Annotated in this window: 22 protein-coding genes; 18 read left to right on the forward strand and 4 right to left on the reverse strand. The window is 45.9% G+C overall.

Going from position 1 to position 23,765, the window contains the following annotated elements:
• Positions 1-75: 75 nt before the first annotated feature.
• The 16 genes from L5L97_RS15605 to dinB all read left to right on the forward strand — a co-directional run bounded on the left by L5L97_RS15605 (position 76) and on the right by dinB (position 15,540).
• Positions 76-690 carry an alpha-ketoglutarate-dependent dioxygenase AlkB family protein gene (locus L5L97_RS15605; RefSeq protein ID WP_113939871.1) on the forward strand — a complete coding sequence of 205 codons (615 nt, stop codon included), beginning with the start codon at positions 76-78 and terminating at the stop codon, positions 688-690.
• Between the two features lie 152 nt (positions 691-842).
• Positions 843-1,163, forward strand: a complete 321-nt coding sequence (locus tag L5L97_RS15610; protein ID WP_173246445.1) for a BolA family protein — start codon at positions 843-845, stop codon at positions 1,161-1,163.
• Between the two features lie 232 nt (positions 1,164-1,395).
• Positions 1,396-2,514, forward strand: a complete 1,119-nt coding sequence (locus L5L97_RS15615; protein ID WP_113939872.1) for a TRAP transporter substrate-binding protein — start codon at positions 1,396-1,398, stop codon at positions 2,512-2,514.
• Between the two features lie 165 nt (positions 2,515-2,679).
• On the forward strand, positions 2,680-3,189 hold the full coding sequence (luxS, locus tag L5L97_RS15620; protein WP_028761570.1) for an S-ribosylhomocysteine lyase: 510 nt from the start codon (positions 2,680-2,682) through the stop codon (positions 3,187-3,189).
• A 164-nt stretch (positions 3,190-3,353) separates the two neighbouring features.
• Positions 3,354-5,408: a TonB-dependent receptor domain-containing protein gene (locus tag L5L97_RS15625; protein WP_263182753.1), complete on the forward strand. Its 2,055-nt coding sequence runs from the start codon at positions 3,354-3,356 to the stop codon at positions 5,406-5,408.
• A 401-nt stretch (positions 5,409-5,809) separates the two neighbouring features.
• Positions 5,810-7,144: a Na(+)-translocating NADH-quinone reductase subunit A gene (locus tag L5L97_RS15630; RefSeq protein WP_263182819.1), complete on the forward strand. Its 1,335-nt coding sequence runs from the start codon at positions 5,810-5,812 to the stop codon at positions 7,142-7,144.
• On the forward strand, positions 7,144-8,343 hold the full coding sequence (locus tag L5L97_RS15635; protein WP_105250021.1) for an NADH:ubiquinone reductase (Na(+)-transporting) subunit B: 1,200 nt from the start codon (positions 7,144-7,146) through the stop codon (positions 8,341-8,343). The genes L5L97_RS15630 and L5L97_RS15635 overlap by 1 nt, the downstream gene beginning before the upstream one ends.
• Positions 8,336-9,124 (forward strand): Na(+)-translocating NADH-quinone reductase subunit C, encoded by a 789-nt coding sequence (locus tag L5L97_RS15640; protein WP_028761566.1) that lies wholly within the window; start codon positions 8,336-8,338, stop codon positions 9,122-9,124. Before L5L97_RS15635 ends, L5L97_RS15640 begins: the two co-directional genes overlap by 8 nt.
• On the forward strand, positions 9,124-9,756 hold the full coding sequence (locus L5L97_RS15645) for an NADH:ubiquinone reductase (Na(+)-transporting) subunit D (RefSeq protein WP_006080467.1): 633 nt from the start codon (positions 9,124-9,126) through the stop codon (positions 9,754-9,756). The genes L5L97_RS15640 and L5L97_RS15645 overlap by 1 nt, the downstream gene beginning before the upstream one ends.
• Before the next feature lie 5 nt (positions 9,757-9,761).
• Positions 9,762-10,370 (forward strand): NADH:ubiquinone reductase (Na(+)-transporting) subunit E, encoded by a 609-nt coding sequence (nqrE, locus tag L5L97_RS15650; protein ID WP_006080469.1) that lies wholly within the window; start codon positions 9,762-9,764, stop codon positions 10,368-10,370.
• Between the two features lie 46 nt (positions 10,371-10,416).
• Positions 10,417-11,673, forward strand: a complete 1,257-nt coding sequence (gene nqrF / locus L5L97_RS15655; RefSeq protein WP_028761565.1) for an NADH:ubiquinone reductase (Na(+)-transporting) subunit F — start codon at positions 10,417-10,419, stop codon at positions 11,671-11,673.
• A gap of 98 nt (positions 11,674-11,771) precedes the next feature.
• Complete coding sequence (locus L5L97_RS15660) at positions 11,772-12,818, forward strand: FAD:protein FMN transferase (RefSeq protein ID WP_263182754.1); 1,047 nt, start codon at positions 11,772-11,774, stop codon at positions 12,816-12,818.
• Between the two features lie 15 nt (positions 12,819-12,833).
• Positions 12,834-13,058, forward strand: coding sequence for a (Na+)-NQR maturation NqrM (nqrM, locus tag L5L97_RS15665; RefSeq protein ID WP_105250019.1), 225 nt, complete (start codon positions 12,834-12,836; stop codon positions 13,056-13,058).
• 252 nt (positions 13,059-13,310) lie between these two features.
• Positions 13,311-13,784, forward strand: coding sequence for a bacterioferritin (bfr, locus tag L5L97_RS15670; protein WP_006080475.1), 474 nt, complete (start codon positions 13,311-13,313; stop codon positions 13,782-13,784).
• Between the two features lie 9 nt (positions 13,785-13,793).
• On the forward strand, positions 13,794-14,261 hold the full coding sequence (gene bfr, locus L5L97_RS15675; RefSeq protein ID WP_011918791.1) for a bacterioferritin: 468 nt from the start codon (positions 13,794-13,796) through the stop codon (positions 14,259-14,261).
• A 202-nt stretch (positions 14,262-14,463) separates the two neighbouring features.
• Entirely contained in the window at positions 14,464-15,540 is a 1,077-nt protein-coding gene (dinB, locus tag L5L97_RS15680; protein ID WP_263182756.1) for a DNA polymerase IV, read from the forward strand.
• A gap of 44 nt (positions 15,541-15,584) precedes the next feature.
• Here dinB and L5L97_RS15685 read toward each other — a convergent pair whose 3' ends face one another.
• Complete coding sequence (locus L5L97_RS15685; protein WP_028761561.1) at positions 15,585-16,484, reverse strand: LysR family transcriptional regulator; 900 nt, start codon at positions 16,482-16,484, stop codon at positions 15,585-15,587.
• Positions 16,485-16,576: 92 nt separating this feature from the next.
• Here L5L97_RS15685 and L5L97_RS15690 point away from each other — a divergent pair, with 92 nt between their 5' ends.
• Complete coding sequence (locus L5L97_RS15690) at positions 16,577-17,509, forward strand: DMT family transporter (RefSeq protein ID WP_263182757.1); 933 nt, start codon at positions 16,577-16,579, stop codon at positions 17,507-17,509.
• A gap of 153 nt (positions 17,510-17,662) precedes the next feature.
• Here the strand turns inward: L5L97_RS15690 and L5L97_RS15695 are convergent, their stop codons facing one another.
• The 3 genes from L5L97_RS15695 to L5L97_RS15705 form a co-directional block, all read right to left on the reverse strand.
• Positions 17,663-19,309 (reverse strand): methyl-accepting chemotaxis protein, encoded by a 1,647-nt coding sequence (locus L5L97_RS15695; RefSeq protein ID WP_198572971.1) that lies wholly within the window; start codon positions 19,307-19,309, stop codon positions 17,663-17,665.
• 228 nt (positions 19,310-19,537) lie between these two features.
• Complete coding sequence (locus L5L97_RS15700) at positions 19,538-19,939, reverse strand: hypothetical protein (RefSeq protein WP_263182760.1); 402 nt, start codon at positions 19,937-19,939, stop codon at positions 19,538-19,540.
• Positions 19,940-20,183: 244 nt separating this feature from the next.
• Positions 20,184-21,644, reverse strand: coding sequence for an aminoacyl-histidine dipeptidase (locus L5L97_RS15705; RefSeq protein WP_131523865.1), 1,461 nt, complete (start codon positions 21,642-21,644; stop codon positions 20,184-20,186).
• Between the two features lie 219 nt (positions 21,645-21,863).
• On the opposite strand from L5L97_RS15705, the gene L5L97_RS15710 reads away from it, so the two are divergent.
• Entirely contained in the window at positions 21,864-23,402 is a 1,539-nt protein-coding gene (locus L5L97_RS15710; protein ID WP_263182763.1) for a leucyl aminopeptidase family protein, read from the forward strand.
• Positions 23,403-23,765: the final 363 nt, after the last annotated feature.

Genomic DNA, 23,765 nt, shown 5'->3' on the forward strand with positions numbered 1-23,765 from the left:
CTGCGCCAATAAATTTAAGGCGCAGATTATCGCAGATTTCATGGCGCAGTGCGACGGCTCGCATGGAGGACGTCAATGCAGCAAGGTAAGTTAGGGTTTGATACAGAGGGTGAGGCTCAAATTAAACCGCCCATCACCTTAGTGCGGGGTTATCTTAATGCTGAGCAGCAAGCGGCGCTAATGAAAGAAGCGCTGACCTATCCCTTAAGCCGCCCAGAAATCCAAGTCTTTGGTCAGTTTCACGCTATTCCTCGCCAGCAAGTGTGGTTTGGCGATTTGGGCTGCGACTATTTATATTCTGGACTGTTTATCCGCGCCTTACCTTGGCCTAAATATGCTCACAAGTTGAGGGATAAGTTAGCGCGGGATTATGGCTTGGAGAGCAACGGGGTATTAGTGAATCGCTACGCCGATGGTAAAGATTGTATGGGCGCCCACAGTGATGATGAACCTGAAATTGCTCAGGGGAGTCATATTGCTTCTATTACCTTAGGCGCCACGCGGGATTTTGTGCTTAAGCATAAGCACAGTCAAACCAAGTACTGCATCAGTTTGCACAGTGGCGATCTACTGATCATGCACTGGCCTATGCAAAGTGACTGGTTACACAGTTTGCCTAAACGTTTGAAAGTAAAAGAGCCGCGTTGGAACTATACCTTTAGACAACTTATCGTTAATTTCCATGGTTAATTGCCTCCCGCTAACTGCCTATGGTGAAGCACTGCGAAATATGACTGGATATAAAGTGGTAGGGCATCAACAAATTGAAAGCGTGAATTTGATCTTTTCAATTTGAAGCAGTACTCTGCGGCAACTGGATTTTCCCATTCTGAGACTCGAATATGTCCAATACTCATGTGCAGGGCACTGTGGCTAACACTATTTCGCAGAAATTAACCGAATGCTTCTCGCCGACCCATTTAGAAGTGATTAACGAAAGTAATCGTCACCATGTACCACCGAATTCAGAAACCCACTTTAAAGTTGTGCTGGTAAGCGAGCAGTTTGATGGCTTACGTTTATTAGCCCGTCATCGATTGGTCAACACTCACTTAGCCTATGAGTTAGCCAATGGCGTGCATGCTTTGTCTATTCATACTTTCACTCAAAATGAGTGGGATGCGAATGCACAAGTACCTAATACGCCAAATTGTCGCGGTTAATTAATCGCTCAGCAATACTGTTTAGCTTAGATTTCAAGGCCACTCTTCATAGAGTGGCTTTTTGTTTTAGACCAACTTAAGACTATTTTTGAGTTTCCCTACCTTAGTTTCTGTGTTAACAATATGTTTTATTTTAAGAGGTTGGGCGATGTGATTGTCGATACCCATCCTGAGTGTATTTCCATGTCAGTTGGATCCATGCGCTCGTTTGACATCAGGGAGACTATTAAAAATGCGTAAGTTAGGGAGTTTGTTTATCTCAGTGCTGCTGATGGGACTGAGCGGTTGTAACCCCGTCTCCAGTGATGCGCAAAGCGTAGCCGCTTCCCACGCCGCAACTGATGTTCCCCATGCTTTACCTGCCATTGAATGGCGTCTTGCGACCTCTTGGCCGAAAAACTTCCCCGGTTTAGGCATGGCTCCTGAGCGTTTTGCGCATTTAGTCGATGAAATGTCTAACGGTCGGTTAAAGATTAGCGTTTATGGTGCGGGTGAGTTGATGCCCGCTTTTGCCGTATTTGATGGTGTGAGTCAGGGTAAAATTCAAATGGCCCACTCCGCTTCTTTCTACTGGAGAGGAAAAGCGCCCGCAGCGCAGTTTTTTTCATCGATCCCCTTTGGTATGACCGCACAGGAAATAAATGGCTGGCTTCACTATGGTGGTGGTATGGAGCTGTGGACTGAAGTGTATCAACCCTTTGGTATTATTCCCCTCGCGGGTGGCAATACTGGGATGCAAATGGGTGGCTGGTTTAATAAACCCATCAATACCATTGCTGATTTTAAGGGATTGAAGGTCCGCATGCCGGGCTTAGGTGGTGAAGTGTTGAAACGCGTTGGTGCTGTACCTGTAAACATGGCGGGGCGTGAACTTTATGGTGCACTGCAAACGGGGGCGATTGATGCCGCAGAGTGGGTAGGGCCAGTGAATGATCTTGCCTTCGGTTTACATAAAGTGGCTAAGTATTACTATTACCCTGGTTGGCATGAGCCAGGTTCAAATATGGAATTCTTGATTAATACCGCTGCCTTTGAGAGTTTACCTGAGGATTTACAGGCCATAGTCAGAGTTGCTGCGAGAGCCATTAACCAAGATATGCTCGATGAATACACGACCCGTAACGTGACCGCCCTTGAAACGTTAGTGAAGGACGAAGGTGTGGAACTTAAAGCGTTTCCACCGAACGTGTTGTTGGAGCTTGAGAAAATCTCCAAACAAGTGATTGAAGATCAAGCGAATCAAGATCCCTTAATGCGAAAGGTGTACGATGCTTATCACGCGTATGAGCAAGGTGTGCGCCAGTACCATAAAATATCTGAGGATGCTTACAGTCAGCAGCGTCAACACTAAATGATGTTTTTTTCTGCAAATTGTCACATTAGCATCTGATTTATATGAGATGATTTCATCTTAGATTATCTTGTTATCGGCGTAATTCATTTGGTGTTATGCTTGCAAGCCATAAATAGACAGTTACAGTGGCGTTGATGTCGCCCTGAGAATTTGGAGATCCCTATGCCATTACTTGATAGCTTTACCGTCGACCATACTCGGATGAATGCCCCTGCGGTTCGTATCGCTAAGCATATGAGCACGCCAAAGGGCGATGCCATTACTGTATTTGATTTACGTTTTTGCGCACCGAATAAAGAGATCCTCAGTGAGCGTGGTATTCATACTCTAGAGCATTTATTCGCGGGTTTTATGCGTGACCATTTAAATGGCAGCGATGTTGAGATCATTGATATTTCGCCAATGGGATGTCGTACCGGTTTTTATATGAGTTTGATTGGTGAACCCACAGAGCGCCAAGTGGCCGATGCGTGGTTAGCCGCGATGGAAGATGTGCTTAAAGTGGTTGAGCAGTCTGAAATCCCTGAGCTGAACGAATACCAATGTGGTACGTATGAGATGCATTCATTAGAGCAAGCACAAGATATCGCCCGTAATATTATTGCTGCAGGCGTAAGTGTTAATCGTAATGACGATCTAAAATTAAGCGATGAAATTCTAGGTAATCTGTAATTGTTCGCACTCTTATAGTATGAGAGTGCTTCTTTAGTAAATTCAGTTTCCTGAAGTAAATAAGAGAAAGCGACGAGAGTCGCTTTTTTTTTCAAGTAAACTCAGCTATTTTACAAGTTAATAACAAAAACACCGTACGCTAACAAAGTTTTTGGGAGCTTGGTATGCCTAGTCGTTACTTCACTGTATCACTTTGTGCAATTTCTGTATCTCTTGCCTGTTCTAGCACAACGTTCGCCGATGATCTTCACAGTCAAATGCTTGAATTGAACAAGCTCAATGACACATTTCATTCAACGTCTAATCGTTTAGCGTTAGGTCAATTGACGGCTTTGACGGTTTTGCCTGCGGATCTGAGTGGAAATCCCGCGAGCATCAGCATGCGTAGCGCGACTCAAGGCGTGGCCGTATTGCAAGATAGAGTGTATTTCTCCCCTGCGCCGTATTCGGCACCGCAATTACAACTCTTACCTAATCTACTGCAACAACAGAGTGTTACTGCCGCCCCGATGGCAAATATGGCTGTCGGTGGGCAAGGTGCGTTTGGGGTGGTGAGTTATCAAACCTTACCTGTTGCTGAGCAGACCGAGAATAGTAAGGCGACTCTCGAGGGCAATACCGATTCAGACTACAGTGTCGATATGAATTGGGGAGTGAAGCAAAAAGAGTATGGCATGATACTCGCGGTTAATTATGCAGATAATAGCGGCGCAGATCACTTGCTCAATGGTCAAGACACAGACCACCAAACGACAGACATCTTATTTAAAATCAACGCCGCGAGTTTACTCGGCGCCAGAAGTCCACAGGTGACTGAGTTTACTTACCAGTTTCTCGATGATGATAGTTATCGCTCTCAGCTTGGGTTAACACAGGCCGATTGGCAACAAGATCCTATGAGTTTGTATTCGGCCACTGCGGCGGATAAACATCAGGGGCGACATCATAAGTACCAACTGTCTCACCAAGTTACGCTCAATGGTGGGCATAAGGTCACCACAGACTTTTACTACCAGTCTTATTCGCAGCAATTAAACCAACTCAATCAATTTGATGGGCAAATGCTCGATGCCCAGAGTCTTGCTGCGTTGGCCGCATTTGAACGTCAGCCGACAGTCGATGGCGTCGAACTGGCTTCTTTACAGCAAGACAATGATTTCAGCTCCTTTGGGGCACAAACTGAATCAGTGAATCAGTATGGTGCCCATCAAATTATCTATAGCGCCCGTTATCATACGGATAAAGCCGAGATGCGCCTTGGCGATCAACAGAGTCTATGGCAGCAGGACTTGAGTTTAGTGAGTGATGCACAAAATGCGTTATTGGCCTATACCGACGATGCAACTGCATTTACTTCGGCAATCGATTCCTTGTTTAATTGGGACGAATTACAGATAAAGCTCGCGCTTGCCTATGAACAAGTGAGCGTCAATCGCAAGGTCGATTTAGCTTATGTAGGACTGGATGCGGCTGATTTCTCCGACAGCGATTGGATGCCACAACTCGGTGTTTTATATGATGCTGGAGATTGGCGCTTTAGTACGGATATTCGCCGCTCATGGACCGCCGCAAGTGCGGGGAATCTTGAGCAAGAGGCACAAGTATCATTGCAATATCAAGTCAGCGCCCAATATGCCAGTGAGCATTTTAGTGCTGACATCAAAACCTACGTTCAAGATTTTGATAACCTGCATGTCAATTGCGATGCGTATACCCAATGTGCCGACAGTCGCTTGTGGGTTCAAGGCAATGTCGTGGATGTGCTGACCAAAGGAGTTGAGCTGAATCTTGGCTACCAGTGGGATATTGGTAGTGTACAGTTACCATTAGTCTTAAATTATCAATATTCGAATTCAGAGTATCAAACCAATAGCTGTAACGAAATCCAAGGTTGCGTTGTGGCTGGTGATAGAGTGGCTTGGTTACCTGAGCAGCAATTGCATTTTAGTGCTCGAATGAAATATGCCGAATATGAATTGAATGCAAATGTCTTTTATCAATCCGAGCGGGAAATGGGCCAATTTGGCGCTGAATTACAGCCTATCGCAGTACAATGGCGGGTAGATTTAGCGGCGAATTATCATTTTGATCGCCACCATGAGATTTATTTTAGGGTAGAAAATCTCTTAGATGAGTCATTAGTTACGACAGCATCAAATAGCGGAATTCGATCGGAAAATGGACGTATTAGCTATTTAGGTTATCAATGGCGCTTTTAAATTGAGTTTTATTTTGTTTGAATTTAAATCAATTGAAACAAATAAGATCGATTTCGGCTGCGTTTAGTGGACGTTTCGACTTTTTGCTAAATTAAATCTTTAATTATTAATGCTATAGTACCCAGTGGCCGTAATATTCTCTCTTTCTGATCAGTCACTAGGTCGGAAGGTGAACGCCGTAGCGCATGATTCTTTTCAATCCGTATTTTAGGTTTGAAATCACCTATAATTTTCGTGGCGATGCCAAGTCAATTGGGGTAAAATGCGCGCGACCAGCGTGATTGCGATCGCATTTCTGTGATAAATCTGCGCTAGCTCAATGCAGTAGGTTTTGTTTAAAACCTAAGTATTTAGCAGGAACGCGGCGCATTGTCTTTCCTTCAAACGTAGTGCTTGTGGATATGATTACAATTAAGAAAGGATTGGAACTGCCTATAGCAGGCGGACCAGAGCAAGTTATCCATAATGGCCCAGCCATTAAACATGTAGCTACTTTGGGTGAAGAGTATATTGGCTTACGTCCAACGATGAAGATCAAAGTGGGCGATAAAGTACAAAAAGGCCAAGTTCTTTTTGAAGATAAGAAGAATTTAGGCGTTAAATATACGGCTTTAGCCAGTGGTACTATATTAGACATTAACCGGGGCGCCCAGCGTGTTCTGCAGTCTGTTGTCATTGAAGTGGAAGGAAACGACAGCGTTGCCTTTGCTAAATATGATGCCACTGCACTCGATACGCTCGACTCGCAGTTAGTCCGTGACAATCTGATTGAATCAGGTTTATGGACTGCTTTGCGTACTCGTCCTTTTAGCAAAATTCCTGCTGTAGACTCTTCTGCTGCTGGTATTTTTGTAACCGCAATAGATACTCAACCTCTTGCCGCTGATCCCGTTGTGGTGATCCGTGAGCATAAAGAAGATTTTGCTAATGGTCTTAAGGTCTTAGCAAGACTTACTGACGGTAAAGTTTACCTTTGTAAAGCGCCTGGCGCTGATATTCCTGCCGCAAACGCCCAAGTTGAAGAATTTGCCGGTGTGCACCCTGCAGGATTAGTCGGTACTCACATTCACTTCTTATTGTCTGCCTCTGCAAAACGTACCGTTTGGCATATTGGTTACCAAGATGTAATAGCAATTGGTCAGCTATTTACGACGGGTGAACTCAATACCGAACGTGTTATTGCAATCGCAGGCCCTAAAGCGGCTAAGCCAAGACTCGTACGCACTGTTGTGGGTGCGAGCATGACTGAATTAACCGCAGGTGAAGCCTTAGATGGCAATGTTCGTCTGATTTCAGGCTCTGTTCTGAATGGTCGTACAGCCGTTGGCCCACAAGGGTATTTAGGTCGTTACCATGTTCAAGTAAGTCTGTTAGAAGAAGGTACAGAGAAAGAATTTTTAGGCTGGGTATTACCAGGCTCAGACAAATATTCTATCACTCGTGCATTCTTAGGACATCTTGCTCCTTCTCGTCTGTTCAGCATGACGACCAGTACAGGTGGTTCAGACCGCGCTATGGTGCCAATTGGTAACTATGAGCGTGTAATGCCATTGGACATTCTTCCTACTATGTTGTTGCGTGACTTGATTTCAGGTGACTTTGACGGCGCTGCTACGTTAGGCGCGTTAGAGTTAGATGAAGAAGATCTCGCACTGTGTACGTTCGTATGTCCAGGCAAGTATGACTACGGTTCATATCTGCGTGACTGTCTAGATACGATCGAGAGGGAAGGCTAATGAGCTTGAAAGATTTTTTCGAACGTATTGAACCCGACTTTGAAAAAGGCGGTAAATACGAAAAGTTTTATGCCCTATTCGAAGCGGCATACACAATTTTTTATACCCCAGGTAAAGTGAACAAGGGCAAAACCCACGTTCGCGATAACCTCGACCTAAAACGTATGATGATTACGGTTTGGGCTTGTGCTTTCCCCGCGATGTTCGTGGGTATGTACAACGTAGGTTTACAAGCTCAATTAGCTTTAGTGGCTGGTTTTGCTACCCCTGACGTATGGCAAGTGAGCTTGTTCAGCATGTTCGGTACCGAACTGACGGCAAACTCTGGCTGGCCTGCGCTGATGTGGTATGGCGCCTGTTTCTTCCTACCTATCTACGCGGTGACCTTTGCCGTCGGTGGTATCTGGGAAGTGCTGTTTGCCTCTATCCGTGGTCATGAAGTCAACGAAGGTTTCTTCGTTACCTCTATCCTGTTCGCTTTAACGCTGCCAGCAACTATCCCATTATGGATGGTGGCGCTGGGTATCACCTTCGGTGTGGTCGTGGCGAAAGAAGTGTTTGGTGGTACAGGGCGTAATTTCTTAAACCCAGCACTAGCGGGTCGTGCCTTCTTGTTCTTCGCTTATCCGTTGAATATGTCAGGTGATACCTCATGGGTTGTGGCTGACGGTTACTCAGGTGCAACTGCACTGAGCCAAGCGGCGTCTGGCACTTTAGATTACGCAATTAACCAAAACTGGTGGGATGCGTTCTTCGGTTTCATTCCAGGTTCAGTGGGTGAAGTGTCTACATTAGCGATTCTGTTAGGTGGTTTGGTCATCATCTACACGCGTATCGCTTCATGGCGTATCGTTGGCGGTGTAATGGTGGGCATGATTGCCATTTCTACGCTGCTTAACGTTGTCGGTAGTGACACTAATCCAATGTTTGCAATGCCTTGGTACTGGCACTTAGTGTTAGGTGGTTTTGCGTTTGGCATGATGTTTATGGCGACAGACCCAGTGTCAGCGTCATTTACTAACCAAGCTAAATGGGCATACGGTATCTTGATCGGTGCAATGGCTGTGTTTATCCGCGTGATTAACCCTGCATTCCCTGAAGGCATGATGTTGGCAATTTTGTTTGCTAACTTGTTCGCGCCATTGTTCGACCACTTCGTGGTTCAGGCAAATATCAAGCGGAGGATTGCCCGTGGCTAGTAATAAAGATTCGTTCGGCAGAACCTTATTTATCGTCGTTGGCCTGTGTCTAATTTGTGCGATATTTGTGTCTACTGCAGCAGTGTTACTGAGACCGACTCAAGCAGAAAATAAACTGCTTGATAAGCAAAAGTACATTCTGGAAGCCGCTGGTCTTATCGATACTAAAGCTGGCAAAGTGACCAAAGCGCAAATTCTAGATACATACGGCAAACACATCGAAGCTAAACTGGTCGATTTGAAAACGGGTGCTTGGGTTGAGGGTGTTGATGCTGACACTTATGATCAACGTAAAGCGTCTCGTGATGTGAAAACCTCATTTGTACCTGAGAATGACATCGCTTCAGTGAAACGTGTTGCTGATAAGGCTGTAGTTTATCTTGTTCGTGACGGCCAAGGTAAATTAACCAGTGTTATTCTGCCAATCCATGGTTATGGCCTATGGTCTACTATGTATGCCTTCCTTGCTATGGATGCTGACCTAAACACAGTGCAAAGCTTAGTCTACTATGAGCACGGCGAAACGCCGGGCTTAGGTGGCGAAGTGCAAAATGCTCAGTGGAAAGCGAAATGGCATGGCAAAAAGTTATTTGATGAGCAAGGTAAACTCGCTATCAGCGTAACGAAAAACCCAACTGTTGCTAGCACTGAGTACGGTGTAGATGCATTATCTGGCGCAACCTTAACGAGTAACGGTGTACAACATTCACTGACATTCTGGTTGGGTAAAGAAGGTTTTGCGAGTTTCATTGAAAAAGCACGCAATGGAGGTCTCAACTAATGTCTGACGCTAAAGAACTGAAACAGGTTCTGACCGGACCTATAGTCAACAACAACCCGATTGCTTTACAAGTACTTGGTGTATGTAGTGCATTAGCGGTAACGAGCAAGCTCGAAACTGCACTGGTAATGGCGTTGGCGTTAACTGCGGTAACTGCGTTTTCGAACCTGTTTATCTCAATGATCCGTAATCATATTCCAAGCAGTGTGCGTATTATCGTACAGATGACCATTATTGCCTCTTTGGTAATCGTGGTTGACCAATTGCTGCAGGCTTATGCTTATCAGATCTCTAAGCAGCTGTCGGTATTCGTCGGTCTGATTATTACGAACTGTATCGTAATGGGTCGTGCCGAAGCTTACGCGATGAAAACACCGCCAATGATGAGCTTTATGGATGGTATCGGTAACGGTTTAGGTTACGGTGCAATTCTGTTAGCTGTTGGCTTCGTACGTGAACTGTTTGGTAACGGTTCTCTGTTCGGTGTTGAAATCCTGCACAAGATCTCTGATGGCGGCTGGTACCAACCAAACGGTCTGCTACTACTGCCTCCGAGTGCGTTCTTCCTGATCGGTGTTTTGATTTGGATTATTCGTACCTATAAGCCAGAGCAAGTTGAAGCAAAAGGGTAAGTGCGATGGAACATTATATTAGCCTGTTAATTCGCTCTGTTTTCATTGAAAACATGGCACTGGCCTTCTTCCTAGGTATGTGTACTTTCTTGGCTGTGTCTAAGAAAGTCACTACAGCCATGGGCCTAGGGATTGCGGTAGTTGTAGTGTTAACTATCTCTGTCCCAGCAAACCAAGTTATCTATCAAGGGCTGCTAGCTCCTGGTGCACTTGCTTGGGCTGGCGCACCTGAAGCTGACTTAAGCTTCTTGAAATTCATTACCTTTATCGGTGTGATTGCGGCTTTGGTTCAAATTCTGGAAATGGCACTGGACAAGTACTTTCCACCTTTGTACAACGCATTAGGTATTTTCTTACCTTTGATCACAGTGAACTGCGCGATTTTCGGTGCGGTATCATTCATGGTTGAGCGTGACTACAAGCTGGGTGAGAGTGTGGTGTTTGGTTTCGGCTCAGGAGTGGGTTGGGCATTAGCTATCGTATTGATGGCCGGTATCCGTGAGAAGCTGAAGTATGCCGACGTGCCTAACGGCCTACGTGGTTTAGGGATTACCTTTATTACCGCTGGTTTGATGGCCTTAGGTTTCATGTCGTTTTCAGGTGTGTCTCTGTAAGAGACACATAACGGCTTCTTGAATTGGACCTTCTAAGGATAAGTTAATGGATATTCTTGGTATTTTTAAATCTACTCCGCTCGAGGTTTACCTCGGTGTGAGTATGTTTACTGCTATCGTCCTCATCTTGGTATTAGTGATTTTATTCGCTAAGTCTAAGTTAGTGGCTAGTGGTGACATCACGATCGGCATTAATGACGATCCTGAAAAAGCGATTACAACCGGTGCGGGCGGTAAGTTGTTAGGCGTTTTGGCTAACAGCGGTATCTTCGTATCGAGTGCGTGTGGTGGCGGTGGCTCATGTGGTCAATGCCGCGTGGTGATTAAGTCTGGCGGCGGCGATATTCTGCCAACGGAACTTGACCACATCAGCAAAGGTGATGCCCGTAAAGGTTGTCGTCTTTCTTGTCAGGTTAACGTTAAGAACGATATGGAAATCGAGCTTGACGAAGAAATCTTCGGTATCAAGAAATGGGAATGTGAAGTTATCTCTAACGATAACAAAGCCACTTTCATTAAAGAACTGAAGCTGCAAATTCCTGATGGCGAGTCTGTACCATTCCGTGCTGGCGGCTATATTCAAATCGAAGCACCAGCTCATCATATTAAATATGCAGATTTTGATGTACCTGCACAATATCGTGGCGACTGGGAACACTTCGGTTTCTTCAATCTTGAATCTAAGGTTGATGAAGAAACTATCCGTGCATACTCAATGGCTAACTACCCAGAAGAGTTCGGCATTATTATGCTGAACGTGCGTATTGCTACGCCTCCACCACGTAACTTGACACTGCCTTGCGGTAAGATGTCATCTTACATTTGGAGCTTAAAAGCGGGTGATAAAGTCACTATATCTGGTCCATTCGGTGAATTCTTCGCGAAAGATACCGATGCAGAAATGGTGTTTATCGGCGGTGGTGCGGGTATGGCGCCAATGCGTTCACATATCTTCGACCAACTGAAGCGTCTTCAGTCTAAACGTAAGATGAGCTTCTGGTACGGTGCACGTTCTAAGCGTGAAATGTTCTACGTAGAAGATTTCGACGGCCTAGCGGCTGAGAATGATAACTTCGTATGGCATGTGGCACTTTCAGATCCTCAACCAGAGGATAACTGGGATGGTTACACAGGTTTTATTCATAACGTATTGTATGAAAACTATCTGAAAAACCATGATGCTCCAGAAGATTGTGAGTTCTACATGTGTGGACCTCCAATGATGAACGCTGCCGTCATTGGTATGTTGAAAAATCTTGGTGTCGAAGACGAAAACATCCTGTTGGATGACTTCGGCGGCTAATGTTCATTAGTCCTAGATAGAAAAGTTGCAGATGTTGAGGTTAACCTTTCATCTGCAACTTTTGCATTTAAGGGCACAAATAAGAGTAGTAGGTCACTATGTTTCAGACCTTAAAGATCAATACCTCAGCATTAAAGTATTCAGTGAACTGGCTAGTCCTCGTAGGGCTGGCCTTTTTTGTTTCAGCCTGTTCAAAGCAAAATGAAGTCATTTCGTTAGCTGGCAGCACTATGGGCACGACTTATCATATTAAAGTCGTCCCGAATGAGCAGATGCCAACGGCGCAGTTACTTCAAGCGGAAATTGATTTAGCCCTTGAGCTAGTCAATGACCAGATGTCGACCTATCGGCCTAATTCAGAATTATCCCGTTTCAACCAATTGCCATTGGAGCAAAGCGTTGAAGTCTCACCGGATACCATAAAAGTGGTGCAAGAGGGAATACGTTTATATCAAGTGACGGATAAGGCACTTGATATTACCTTAGGTCCTTTAGTTAATCTGTGGGGGTTTGGACCAGATAAGCGTCCAACGAAAGTTCCGACACAGGCTGATATTGATGAGGCTAAAGCCAAAACAGGGATTAGTGAACTTTCCATTGAAGGCAATCGTCTAAGTAAGCACAACACCCATTTATATGTAGATTTATCATCAATCGCGAAGGGATTTGGGGTTGATAAGATCGCTTCCATTCTTGATAAATACCACGCGACAGGGTATTTAGTTGAAATTGGTGGCGAACTGAGTATCAAAGGTGCCAAAGGTGATGGAAGCTCTTGGCGTGTTGCTATAGAGCAACCGACCAATGATGGCTCTGAAGCCGTACAGCAGGTTATTGCACCTGGTACTATGGCGATGGCGACTTCTGGTGACTATCGTAATTATTATGAAGAAGACGGCCAACGTTTTACGCATATAATCGATCCGCGTACTGGTTTGCCGATAAATCATAAGTTAGCATCCGTGACGGTATTGCATCAAAATTGTATGACGGCCGACGGTTTTGCGACGGCCATGATGGTTTTGGGCACAGAAGCATCATTGGAGCTTGCCAAGAAGGAACACTTGGCGATAATGCTAATCGAAAAGCAAGGCGACGGATTTAAGGTCTATTACAGCGACGCCTTCAAGCCTTTCCTTATTTAGTTTTTGGAGTAAACCATGACCTCTTTTATCGCGGCATTTGTGATCTTGTTAGTCTTCTTTTTGCTCATGTCGATTGGTTATCTCATCAAGCGCAAAGCCGTTGAAGGAAGTTGTGGCGGTTTAGGTGTTCTAGGGATTGAAAAAGCGTGTGATTGTGATGACCCTTGTGACAAACGTAAACGTCGTATGGCCGCTGAAGAAGCGCGTCGTGAGAAGTTAACGAAAGACCGCATTATCTAAATAGTCTTGATTCGATCATAGCCCCCCATTTAGGGGGCTATTTTTTGCCTCGTATTTTCTTACACGGGTTAATCATTTGAGATTTATCCTTGGGATTAGAGTGGGATAGCAAGTTAATCTAAGCAGGAATGAGAATGCTTTTCATCATTAAGTGAGTGAAATATAAAGATAATTTGAGTTGGTCGATAAATTGTACTAGGCTAGAAGCTTGATTTAGATCAATCTTTTCACGCTTACCAAGGATAGTAACTTATGAAAGGTCATCCTAAAGTGGTTGGGCAACTGAATCGGGTGCTTACCTGTGAGTTGACCGCCATCAATCAATATTTCCTCCATGCCCGCATGTTTAAACATTGGGGCTTAGAGAAGTTAAACCACGTCGAATACAAAAAATCCATCCAAGATATGAAGCACGCCGATAAGCTCATCGAGCGAGTGCTGTTTTTGGAAGGTCTGCCTAATCTGCAACAACTCGAAAAACTTCGCATTGGTGAACATAGCCAAGAGATGCTCGACTGCGATCTGGCCATGGTGCAAGAGCAGCTTACATTGTTGCGTGATGCGATCAGCTTGTGTGAAGCCGAACAGGACTATGTGAGCCGCGATCTGCTGGAAGATATTCTCGAAGACGAAGAAGAGCACTTAGATTGGCTCGAGTCGCAGCAAGAGCTCATTACGCTAACCGGTATTCAAAATTATCTACAATCGCAAATTAGCGACCAATAGGAGCAAGATATGAAAGGCGATAAAGACGTTATTGATGCGTTAAATCGACTCCTAACGGGAGAACTCTCGGCAATGGATCAGTATTTTGTCCATGCCCATATGTACGAAGATTGGGGCCTGAATGAACTCTATGAGCGTATCGCCCATGAGTCAGATGATGAGAAAGCCCATGCAGCCAAATTAGTGCAGCGCATTTTATTCCTCGAAGGTACACCCAATGTTGCCGCCCGTGAGGCATTGAACATAGGTAAAGATGTAGAAGAGATGCTACGTAATGATCTTGCCTATGAATACAAGGTCGCGGACGATTTGCGCAAAGTGATTGCACTGTGTGAGCAGAAGCAAGATTACCAGACACGTGAAATCCTCGAAGTATTACTCGACGATACAGAGTCTGACCATATGTATTGGCTCGAAAAACAACTTGGGCTTATTGACCGTGTTGGATTGCAAAACTACCTGCAAACTAAGATGTGAGCCTTAGATTGTTAGGTTGAGTAAATACCTAGGCCACTGAGTGTAATGGCCTAGGAAACTCAGTTATTAAGCATGTCTGTTGTTCCTCACACTTGTCTTGTTCTCTTTTCTAGCGCTAGGCCACATCTTATTGGCCCAAATCTATCAGGAATACTTGATTACTGTTTTTATATACAGTATTTTGGCGTTGGAGGAATTCAACGTGCGAAAAATTATTCATATCGATATGGACTGCTATTTTGCTGCAGTGGAAATGCGCGACTTTCCTGAGTACCGTGGCAAACCTTTAGCTGTGGGGGGCAGTAGCGACCGTCGCGGTGTTATCAGTACTTGCAGTTACGAGGCACGTAAATTCGGTGTACGTTCAGCAATGGCAACGGCTTATGCCTTTAAGTTGTGCCCTGAGCTGATTTTAGTTCCGGGTCGGATGCAGGTTTACAAAGAAGTGTCGCTACAAATTCGTGAAATATTTTCTCGCTATACCCAATTAATTGAGCCGCTTTCCTTAGATGAAGCTTATTTGGATGTGAGTGAGTGCCAACAACATAAGGGCTCTGCGACCTTGATTGCCCAAGCGATTCGTCGCGATATCTTAGCCGAAACGGGTTTAACCGCATCGGCGGGTATCGCGCCAGTAAAATTTTTAGCTAAGATCGCCTCGGATCTGAACAAGCCAAACGGCCAATATATCATTACGCCAGAGACGCTTTCTGAGTTTGTTAAGACCTTATCGCTGCGTAAAATTCCCGGTGTTGGTAAAGTCACCGCAGAAAAGCTCTCTTCGCTCGGGCTCAATACCTGTGGTGATGTGCAAGCTTATTCTAAACCTGAGCTCTTAGCGCGATTCGGTAAGTTTGGTGGCGTGTTGATTGAGCGTTCCCAAGGCATAGATGAACGGGGTATTTCTGCCGACAGAGAGCGCAAATCAGTGGGTGTTGAAACCACGTTAGCAAAGGATATTTATAGCTTAGAGCAGTGCCAGCAGGTGATGCCGAGTTTGATCCAAGAACTGTCGTTGCGTTTAAGTCGCAGTGCTAAGGAACGCAAAATACATAAACAGGTGGTCAAACTTAAGTTTAACGATTTCAAGCAGACTACAATTGAGCACCGCAGCGATGAAGTCTCGATTGTAATGTTCTATGAGCTACTCGCACAGGCTATGGAAAGGCAAGAAGGCCGTGGCATTCGTCTATTGGGTATTTCGGTCGGCCTTACTGATTCTACTCTTGTCGTCGCCACAAGCTTAAACGGCCAGACTCAGCTGGATTTAGCACTCTAGCCGTTTATTGAGTCGATAAGCCGCAGACTTATGCCTGCATTGGCTCAATAAGCCTCGGGTGGATTCGCCAACATAAAATCAATTAACAGTCTGACTCGTAAGGGCAGGTTGTCTCGATCGCGATACATCAAGTAGGCGGTACGCGGAATACCTTGCCACTCGGGCAGTATTTGAATGAGTTTGCCACTTCGTATCTGTTCACTCGCCATGCTGATGGGTATGAGTCCAATCCCAAGCCCCGCCACCACGGCCTGACAGGCAATCGCCATATCATCGACGGCTAATTTGATATTCCCCCTTGGTTCAAACTCGACATTTTGCCCTGTGCTATTGTGCTGTAAACGCCACGTTTTTGTGGGCTTGGCGATGATAACCGGATGCTGATCCAGCTCTTCAATGGATTGCAGCGCATGCCACTGCGTTGCCGATGTGCTGGTGCAAAGTACAAAGCTAATCGTGGTAAGTGGCCTTGCAATCCAATCGGGATCTTTAGGTTCGCCCACTCGAAAGGCGATATCGATGGCGTTTTCACTGACATCGATATTCATGTTCGACAGACTTAAATCGATATCAATATTGGGATAATGCCGTTGGAAGGCGTTGAGTGATTCACCCAGCCAGCGATAGGTTGTATTGATGGGCGCCGAGATCCGCAATTTGCCAACCGCTTGATGTTTATCCGCATGCAACTCACCAGATACCTGGTTTAACTCGATAAACAGCGGGCCGCAGCGTTCGAGATACCGCTGACCTGTGGCGGTAAGGTTGACTCTATGGGCGTCTCTGTGCAGTAAACGCAGACCTAAGGATTGTTCTAACAGATTGATTCGACGGCTTAAGGTTGAAGGTGGAATGCCTAAGTGCTGCGCCGCGAGCTTAAAACTCCCTTGCTGTGCCACTACCCAAAATAAGCGCATATCGTCTAAGGAATAATTAAGTTTCATATTTGGAATTTAAGCTCTAAATCTTGTTGGTTTTAATAATATATGAAACTTATAAACTAAGCTCAATCCCAATTACCTCCCTAGAGGCCGATATGAAATCCCATACACCTTACATGACATTCGTTTGTCTACTGATTTGCGTTTTTAGCTGGGGCGGTGTGTTTCCGATTGCTAAGCGAGTGCTGGAGGAGATGTCAGGAGAGTCCCTCGTCTTCTGGCGTTTTACCATTGCGGCTGTGACTCTAGCGTTATATATCGTTTTTACTCGTCAGGCTTGGCCCAAATTGAGTTTGGTGCAATATATTGTCATAGCGTTAGTGGGTGTGATTGGTGTGGGCGGCTTAAATCTGGCGTTATTTAATGGCCTGCAGCATACCTCTGCTGCCAATGGTGCCTTGATTATGGCGCTCAGCCCGCTGGTGACTTCAATCGTCAATGCGCTATTACAGCGTGAATGGCTCAGCAGACAACAAGTGTTTAGCTTAGTGGGTGGATTGGCGGGCGTACTGCTAGTGATCACCAACGGTAGTGTGCAGCAGTTGCTCAACTTTAGTTTTAACCAAGGTGATGTGATGATTGCCGCCGGCATGTTGGCGTGGAGTGGTTATACCATTTGTTCGCAACGGGTCGGCCATTGGTTGCCTGTGTTGCCCTTTACCTTGCTGAGTATGATAGCTGCCAGTGTGTCTATGTCCGTGGTTGGGCTTGGCCGAGGTGAGTTTCACCCTTGGCTGGAGTTGATGGAACTGTCGGCAACGGCTTTTTCTAGCGTGCTCTACATAGGTTTGTTCGCCACTGTGCTCGGTTATCTGTTTTGGATTAACGGTGTTAAGGCGCTTGGCCCCGCTAAGGCATCGATTTTTTTTAATCTCGTGCCCGTTTTTGCAGCATTAACGGCGTTAGCCATGGGGCAGGCGGTGACGGAAATTCAATTGGTAGGGATGCTGATAGTGATCCTTGCGTTGATGTTACCTATGTTAGTCAACTTACGCGCGGCAAGAGGCTTAGTGGTTAAGCGCTGCTAATCAGTGCTAGCTTTGCTGTTTAAATATAAGGGAGCACCTGAATTCAGATAATCACTGCGACAGGTTTATGCTCCCTTATTCGTTAGAGGGGACCTTTCAAACATCACTGATTTACAAAAGGTAACTTATATAAAAGCTTTCACTCTCAACAAATTACAGTTTAAAGCGGCTGACCAGCGCAGTGAGATTACTCGCCATTGACGAGAGTTGTACGCTTGCTGCGTAGATTTCATCAGTGGTTCGTAGACTCTCCTCCGACTGTTCGGCAATGTGTTGAATATTTTGATGGCTCTCATTGGCCATAGTGGTTTGCGCTTTGGCTGCGAGGGCGATTTGATTGTTCATCTCACTAATTTGGCTCACCATTTCTGCAATATGCGCTAAGGCTTCACCGGCATTACTGGCGGCTTCTACGCTTGAGATAGCCTTTTCATTACCGATATTAATCGCCGCCACAGCGCTTTGAGTGCCATTTTGGACATTGGCGATCATCAATTTAATTTCTTCGGTGGATTGGTGAGTCTTAGAGGCAAGGGAGCGCACTTCATCGGCAACCACTGCAAACCCGCGTCCTTGTTCGCCCGCGCGCGCCGCTTCAATTGCGGCGTTAAGGGCTAATAGATTCGTCTGTTCGGCAATGGCTTGAATCACCTCAAGCACGCGGCCGATATGTTGGCCTTCCTGTTCAAGTTTATTGATCTGCATTTCTGCCGTGCCTACATCTCCCGCAAGTTCACGAATCACATTGATGGTTTTTTTCACTCTTGCCTGACCGTCGGCGGTAAATACGTCAGCTTGTTTAGCGGCATCGGCGGCATGACTGGCACTGACTGATACTTCTTGCACTGATGCGGCAATATGATCGCTGGCATCGGCGATTCTGTGGGTTGCAGCTTGTTGATCCATCAAGGTATGTTTTGCTGATGCGCTGGTTTTGGCTAGACCTTCGGCAGCGGTGTTGAGCTCTGATGTAGACTGTTTAAATTGCGAGATAATACCGTGTAAGTTATCGAGAAAATGATTGAATGCCTTGGCGAGATCACCAAGCTCGTCCTTAGAGGTTAAGTGGACTCGTTCGGTCAAATCGCCATCACCATCGGTAATGTCGTGGATTTTTGCGAGTAAAACCGCCAGCGGTTTGCTGATGAGTTTAGGCAGTGCAACGATAAAGAGTATACAGATCAAGAGACTGATGGCTAAGGCAATTAACTGCATCTGTTGTCCATGATTGGCATCATCATCTACTTGGGCTATCGCTGCGGTAGTATTACTATTTAAATCATTGATTAAATGATTAATGTTCTGGTGTAGTTGCTCGAATTGCGTTGCTGCTTGACCGAAACTAAGATCAATCGCCGTCGTTCTACCGTTACGGCCATTTTGGGTGCGTTGATTACTGATTTCTGTAGTTGTCGCTCGCCAAGTATCGAAACTGTGATTCAATTCATTGAGCTTATCTTTAGCGATGGGACTTGTGGTCACATCGGCAAACTTATCAATATGTTCTTTAACCAGAGAGATACTATTAGTGTGCTGCTTTAAAAGGTCGTTGTAAGAGTCTGTGCCCACGTTAACAAACATCAGGCTACGCTCGGCCACTTGAGCTTGATAAAGCTCTTTATCGGCTTGTAGTAGTTCAGATTGGCTAGGTAAGTATTCAAGCGCGAGTGTATTTGCGCTGTGATTTAAGGCTTTGAGTCCTAAAATGCCAGTTGAAGAGGCGAATATGACTACGCCAGCGAGTAGCAGACTTGGATAAGTCAGTTTCTGATTAACGGATAGATCTTTATACCATTCCATAGTCACGCCCTCCTTGATTGATGCACTGAAAAGGTGAGAGCCGCAATAACCTCTGTGATAAGAGGATGCAGCCCATCACTGGCGTTCTCTGGTAATTAGAGTCCAAATTGATCTAGGTTGATCCCAATCGTGATAGCACCAATTGCAGCATCGCCATCCATCACTGGAATAGAAATTTGTACTAGATAGGCTTGGGAGCTCTCGTCAAATTTGACCGGACCTATGTGTTTATCGCCTTTGCCATTTATCCTCATCACCCTGCCAATAATCTGAAGTTTTACTGATCATGGCGACGTTCGCGCCTTGATTGTCCATGAGGAAAATTTCTTGGTAGTAAGGTTTGCTGGCTTCGAAGGTCGTGAGATACTTGGCCGCTTCGTTGTTCATCAGGGATGACATAAAGTCATCAATACCTGCGGTGGCAATCCATTTTTCATCTAATGTTTTGATTGAATCTAAGCTTTTGCCTTGGGCGTTTTGCGCTTTAACGGCATTCACCAGTACCACTTCTCTGCCTAATGGCATCAGTGAATCGGCTAGGTCGATAACGGCTTTGGGGACTTCTTCGGCGAAACTGAGGTTACTGCTGAGCAGTAGTGCGGCGGCTGACAAGATTTTACCAAATTTCATGATCTCTATTCCTTAAGGTCACAGTATTGAAGGGGAAAGCGGTTATCTCTAAAAGCGCGATAAGCAAAAATACGTTAGGGTCAGACAGAACAACTATAGTAGAAAATTCAAGTTATTCAGTTCTTTCATAAAAATTTTATCGATGGCATTTCTTCACAAATAGAATCCGCGGTAAAAAATAAGGCCACATCTGACTTGAGCAGATATGGCCTTGAATTGAGTGAGCTAGGGTAAGGTTAGAACATTAAGCCTTGACTGGAATGCGCTCGAGTACGGCTAATAATAATGTCCAATATTGGCCGACTGTGGTGATGTTTACCATTTCGTCTGGACCGTGTGGATAGCGAATGGTGGGGCCAATCGAGACCATGTCCATGTCTGGATAGGGTTTCTTGAATAGGCCGCACTCGAGACCCGCATGGATCACCATGATCACTGGCTCTTTGTGGTAAATGTCTTGATAGGTTTCGCGCACTATTGCCATTACAGGTGAGCTGTTATCTGGCTTCCAGCCTGGGTAAGCACCGCTTAAATCGATATCGGCTCCGGCTAAGTTGGTCAGCGCAGTTAACATGCCTTCGACTTGAGTACGGCCAGAATCGATCAGCGAGCGGATAAGGCACAGGATAGTGACTTCTTCATCGTTAGTGCTGATAACGCCAACGTTGAGCGAGGTTTCAGTCACACCTTCGACTTCATCACTCATGCGGATCACGCCGTTCGGGCACACATGCAGCAAATCGATCAGGGTATTTTGGCTGTTTTCGCTCATCACACGTTTTGGCGTTGGGATAGTGTTTAACACTAAACGCATATCGGGATCGGCAATGGCGAGTTCGGTGCGGATAAGCGCTTCAAACTCAGCGACTTTTTCGTTTAAGGCGCTGACGTTTTCTTCTGGCAACATAAAGCTGATGTTGGCTTCCCGTGGGATCGCATTACGCAGTGAACCGCCGCTAAATTGGGTCAACTCCAATGCTAAATCATCTGCGTTTTCAAAGAGGAAACGCGCTAATAGCTTGTTGGCATTACCACGACCTAAGTGAATATTCACCCCAGAGTGACCCCCTTTTAAGCCTGATAAGTGCAGGCTAAAGGCTGAGTAACTTTGCTCAGACGCTTGCCACACCATAGGCAGGGTGATTTGAGCATCGACACCACCGGCGCAGCCCATGTAGATTTCACCTTCTTGCTCTGAGTCGGTATTGATCAGAATGTCTGCGTCTAACATGCCAGCCTGTAAACCGAAGGCGCCTGTCATGCCCGCTTCTTCATCTATCGTCAGCAGCACTTCTAATGGGCCGTGCTTGATATCATCAGAGCCTAAAATGGCTAAAGCCGATGCCATGCCAATACCGTTATCTGAACCTAAGGTTGTACCCTTGGCTTTAACCCAATCGCCATCGACATAAGCTTCGATAGGATCTTTAGTAAAATCATGCACTTTATCGGCATTTTTTTGTGGCACCATATCGATATGGGCTTGAATAACCACGATTTTACGATCTTCCATACCCGGCGTCGCAGGTTTACGGATGATCACGTTGCCAACGGCATCCTCAACGACGGCAAGTTGTTTGCTTTTAGCCCACGCTTGAATGTGCTGGCTTAAGGCTTGCTCATGTTTAGATGGATGGGGAATCGCGCAAATTTGTTCGAACCATTGCCATAATGGCTGCGGGTATAACTGACTTAAGGCTGTCACTTGAGTGTCCCTCATAAGGTCTTGTGGGTATAGGGCAAATTTGCGGCCATTCTACCACATTCTGTGCAGCCAAATAATCTCAGCATCACAGGCTTTTGGTGAGCTGGCAGCCAAAGTTTCCAATTCGATTTTTTCTGGGAGTGTCGGTAGCACTTTTAGATTGGTAATTAAGCGATAGAGCGGGAATAATGCAGGCACAATAATGAAAAAGGATGGGTCATGTTTCAAGTTAACTTCGTTGATGTAAAAGCAGAAAATGCCATTTTTGATGGTGAAGGCTGGGATGCGGTTGTGGTGGTGACGCCCGATCTGGATTCTATCGGTTTTGATGAGATAGGTTTATTGGCTCAGCACGGTGCCCACGTGGATAAGCGCGTGGGTAAGAGCCCGACATTACTGTTTGCCCCAGGGCTTGCGGGAGGGCGTTTGATCATTGCCCCTGTCACCCAAGTGAATGACGAGTATGTTGACGTGCGAGTCTATGCCAATGCTGCAAGGGCGGCGATTGCCATTGCAAAAGACGCAGGCGCAAAACGTCCGTTGTTATATGTAGTGCCATCGAAGGACTCACGTTTTAGTTTTGCCTCTGAAGTCGCAGCATTAGCCTGCGGTCAAGAACTGTGGCAAACCTTAGAGCTGCGTGAAGCGACTGGCTTAACGCCTGCATTTGAGGCCATAGGGTTATTATCTTCATCAACCCATAACAGCAATTTGCTCAATGCCTTAGAAGCGGGCCGCGTATTAGCGCGGGATTTGTGTGGTACTGAACCTGAGCGCATGTCGGCTAAAGCCTTTGCGGACTATTGTTTGCAATCCTTTGCGGGCAGCGTGATCAAAACCGCCGTGGTGGAAGACAGAGATATTTTAGAGCGTGATTATCCGCTGCTCAGTGCTGTGGCGCGTTCTTCTTTTGCCGTCGGTCGTCATCAGCCTCGCGTGGTGAAACTAGAGTATCTGCCAGAGGGTCAAGTGACTCGCACTTTCCTGTTTGCGGGTAAGGGCGTGATTTACGATACCGGCGGCGCCGATCTGAAAGTCGGCGGCGCTATGGCGGGTATGAGTCGTGATAAAGGCGGCGCTTCTGCCGTGGCGGGTTTATTTAAAACTCTGTCAATGCTCAAGCCTAAAGGTATTCGAGTGATTGCCGAGTTAGGTTTAGTGCGTAACAGCATAGGCAGCGAAGCCTTCGTGACCGATGAAATTATTACGAGCCATGCGGGTGTGCGGGTACGAATTGGTAATACGGATGCCGAAGGGCGCTTAGTACTGGCGGATTTACTGAGCCATTTACGCATCAAAGCCGTGTCGGCGGTGAAGCCTGAGATGTTTTCGGTAGCAACACTCACAGGTCATGTCGTGCGTTGTTATGGCAGCTATCCCGCGGCGGTGGAAAACTCTGTGGCGAGTTCACAGCAATGCGCTGTCACTTTACAGCAGCAAGCGACTCAATGGGGTGAACCCTTTGAAGTGTCTACATTACGCCCTGAAGACTTCGCTAAGATCCGCGATGTGTCAGGCGCTGCTGAAATATTATCTTCCAATAATGCGCCATCATCGATTACCGCCCGTGGACATCAGTATCCCGCGGCATTTTTACTGAAAGCGTCGGGGCTATTTGACCATGGTGTAACAGCCCCTATTCCCTTGGCTTACACACACTTAGATATTGCAGGCAGTGCAACAGAAGGTGATCCGCTCTACGGCAAACCTACAGCGAGTCCGCTGGTGGGCTTGTATCAATATCTGATCAATCGCTAACGGGTAGGGCGTGTTGACGTTTCAGGGTTATTTTTGCAGCGAGTTGGCTGGCTTTTATGCAAGGTAAAGCCCGTGCGGTGTAGTTATTCTACATAAACGGGCGATAACGCAGCAGAAATGCCAGCCAAACGCTGCCCGAAGGGTTCGTCTGGCAAGCTCTTGCTCTTTGTCACTCGTCATTTGAGTAGAATAACTACACGTCACTCCTCGTTTCGCGATCACGAGCTTGCCAGAGCGAACAAAATTTAATCTCGAAACGTCAACACGCCCTAGTAACAAAAAGAAATAATTCTGTAATATCTTATTTATTAGATATTTACAGGGTTATTTCTGTTTTTCTGTGAAGCAGGTCGCCATTAACCT

It is taken from the genome of Shewanella sp. SM71, from assembly GCF_025653905.1.
In the GTDB taxonomy this organism is placed as follows: domain Bacteria; phylum Pseudomonadota; class Gammaproteobacteria; order Enterobacterales; family Shewanellaceae; genus Shewanella; species Shewanella oncorhynchi.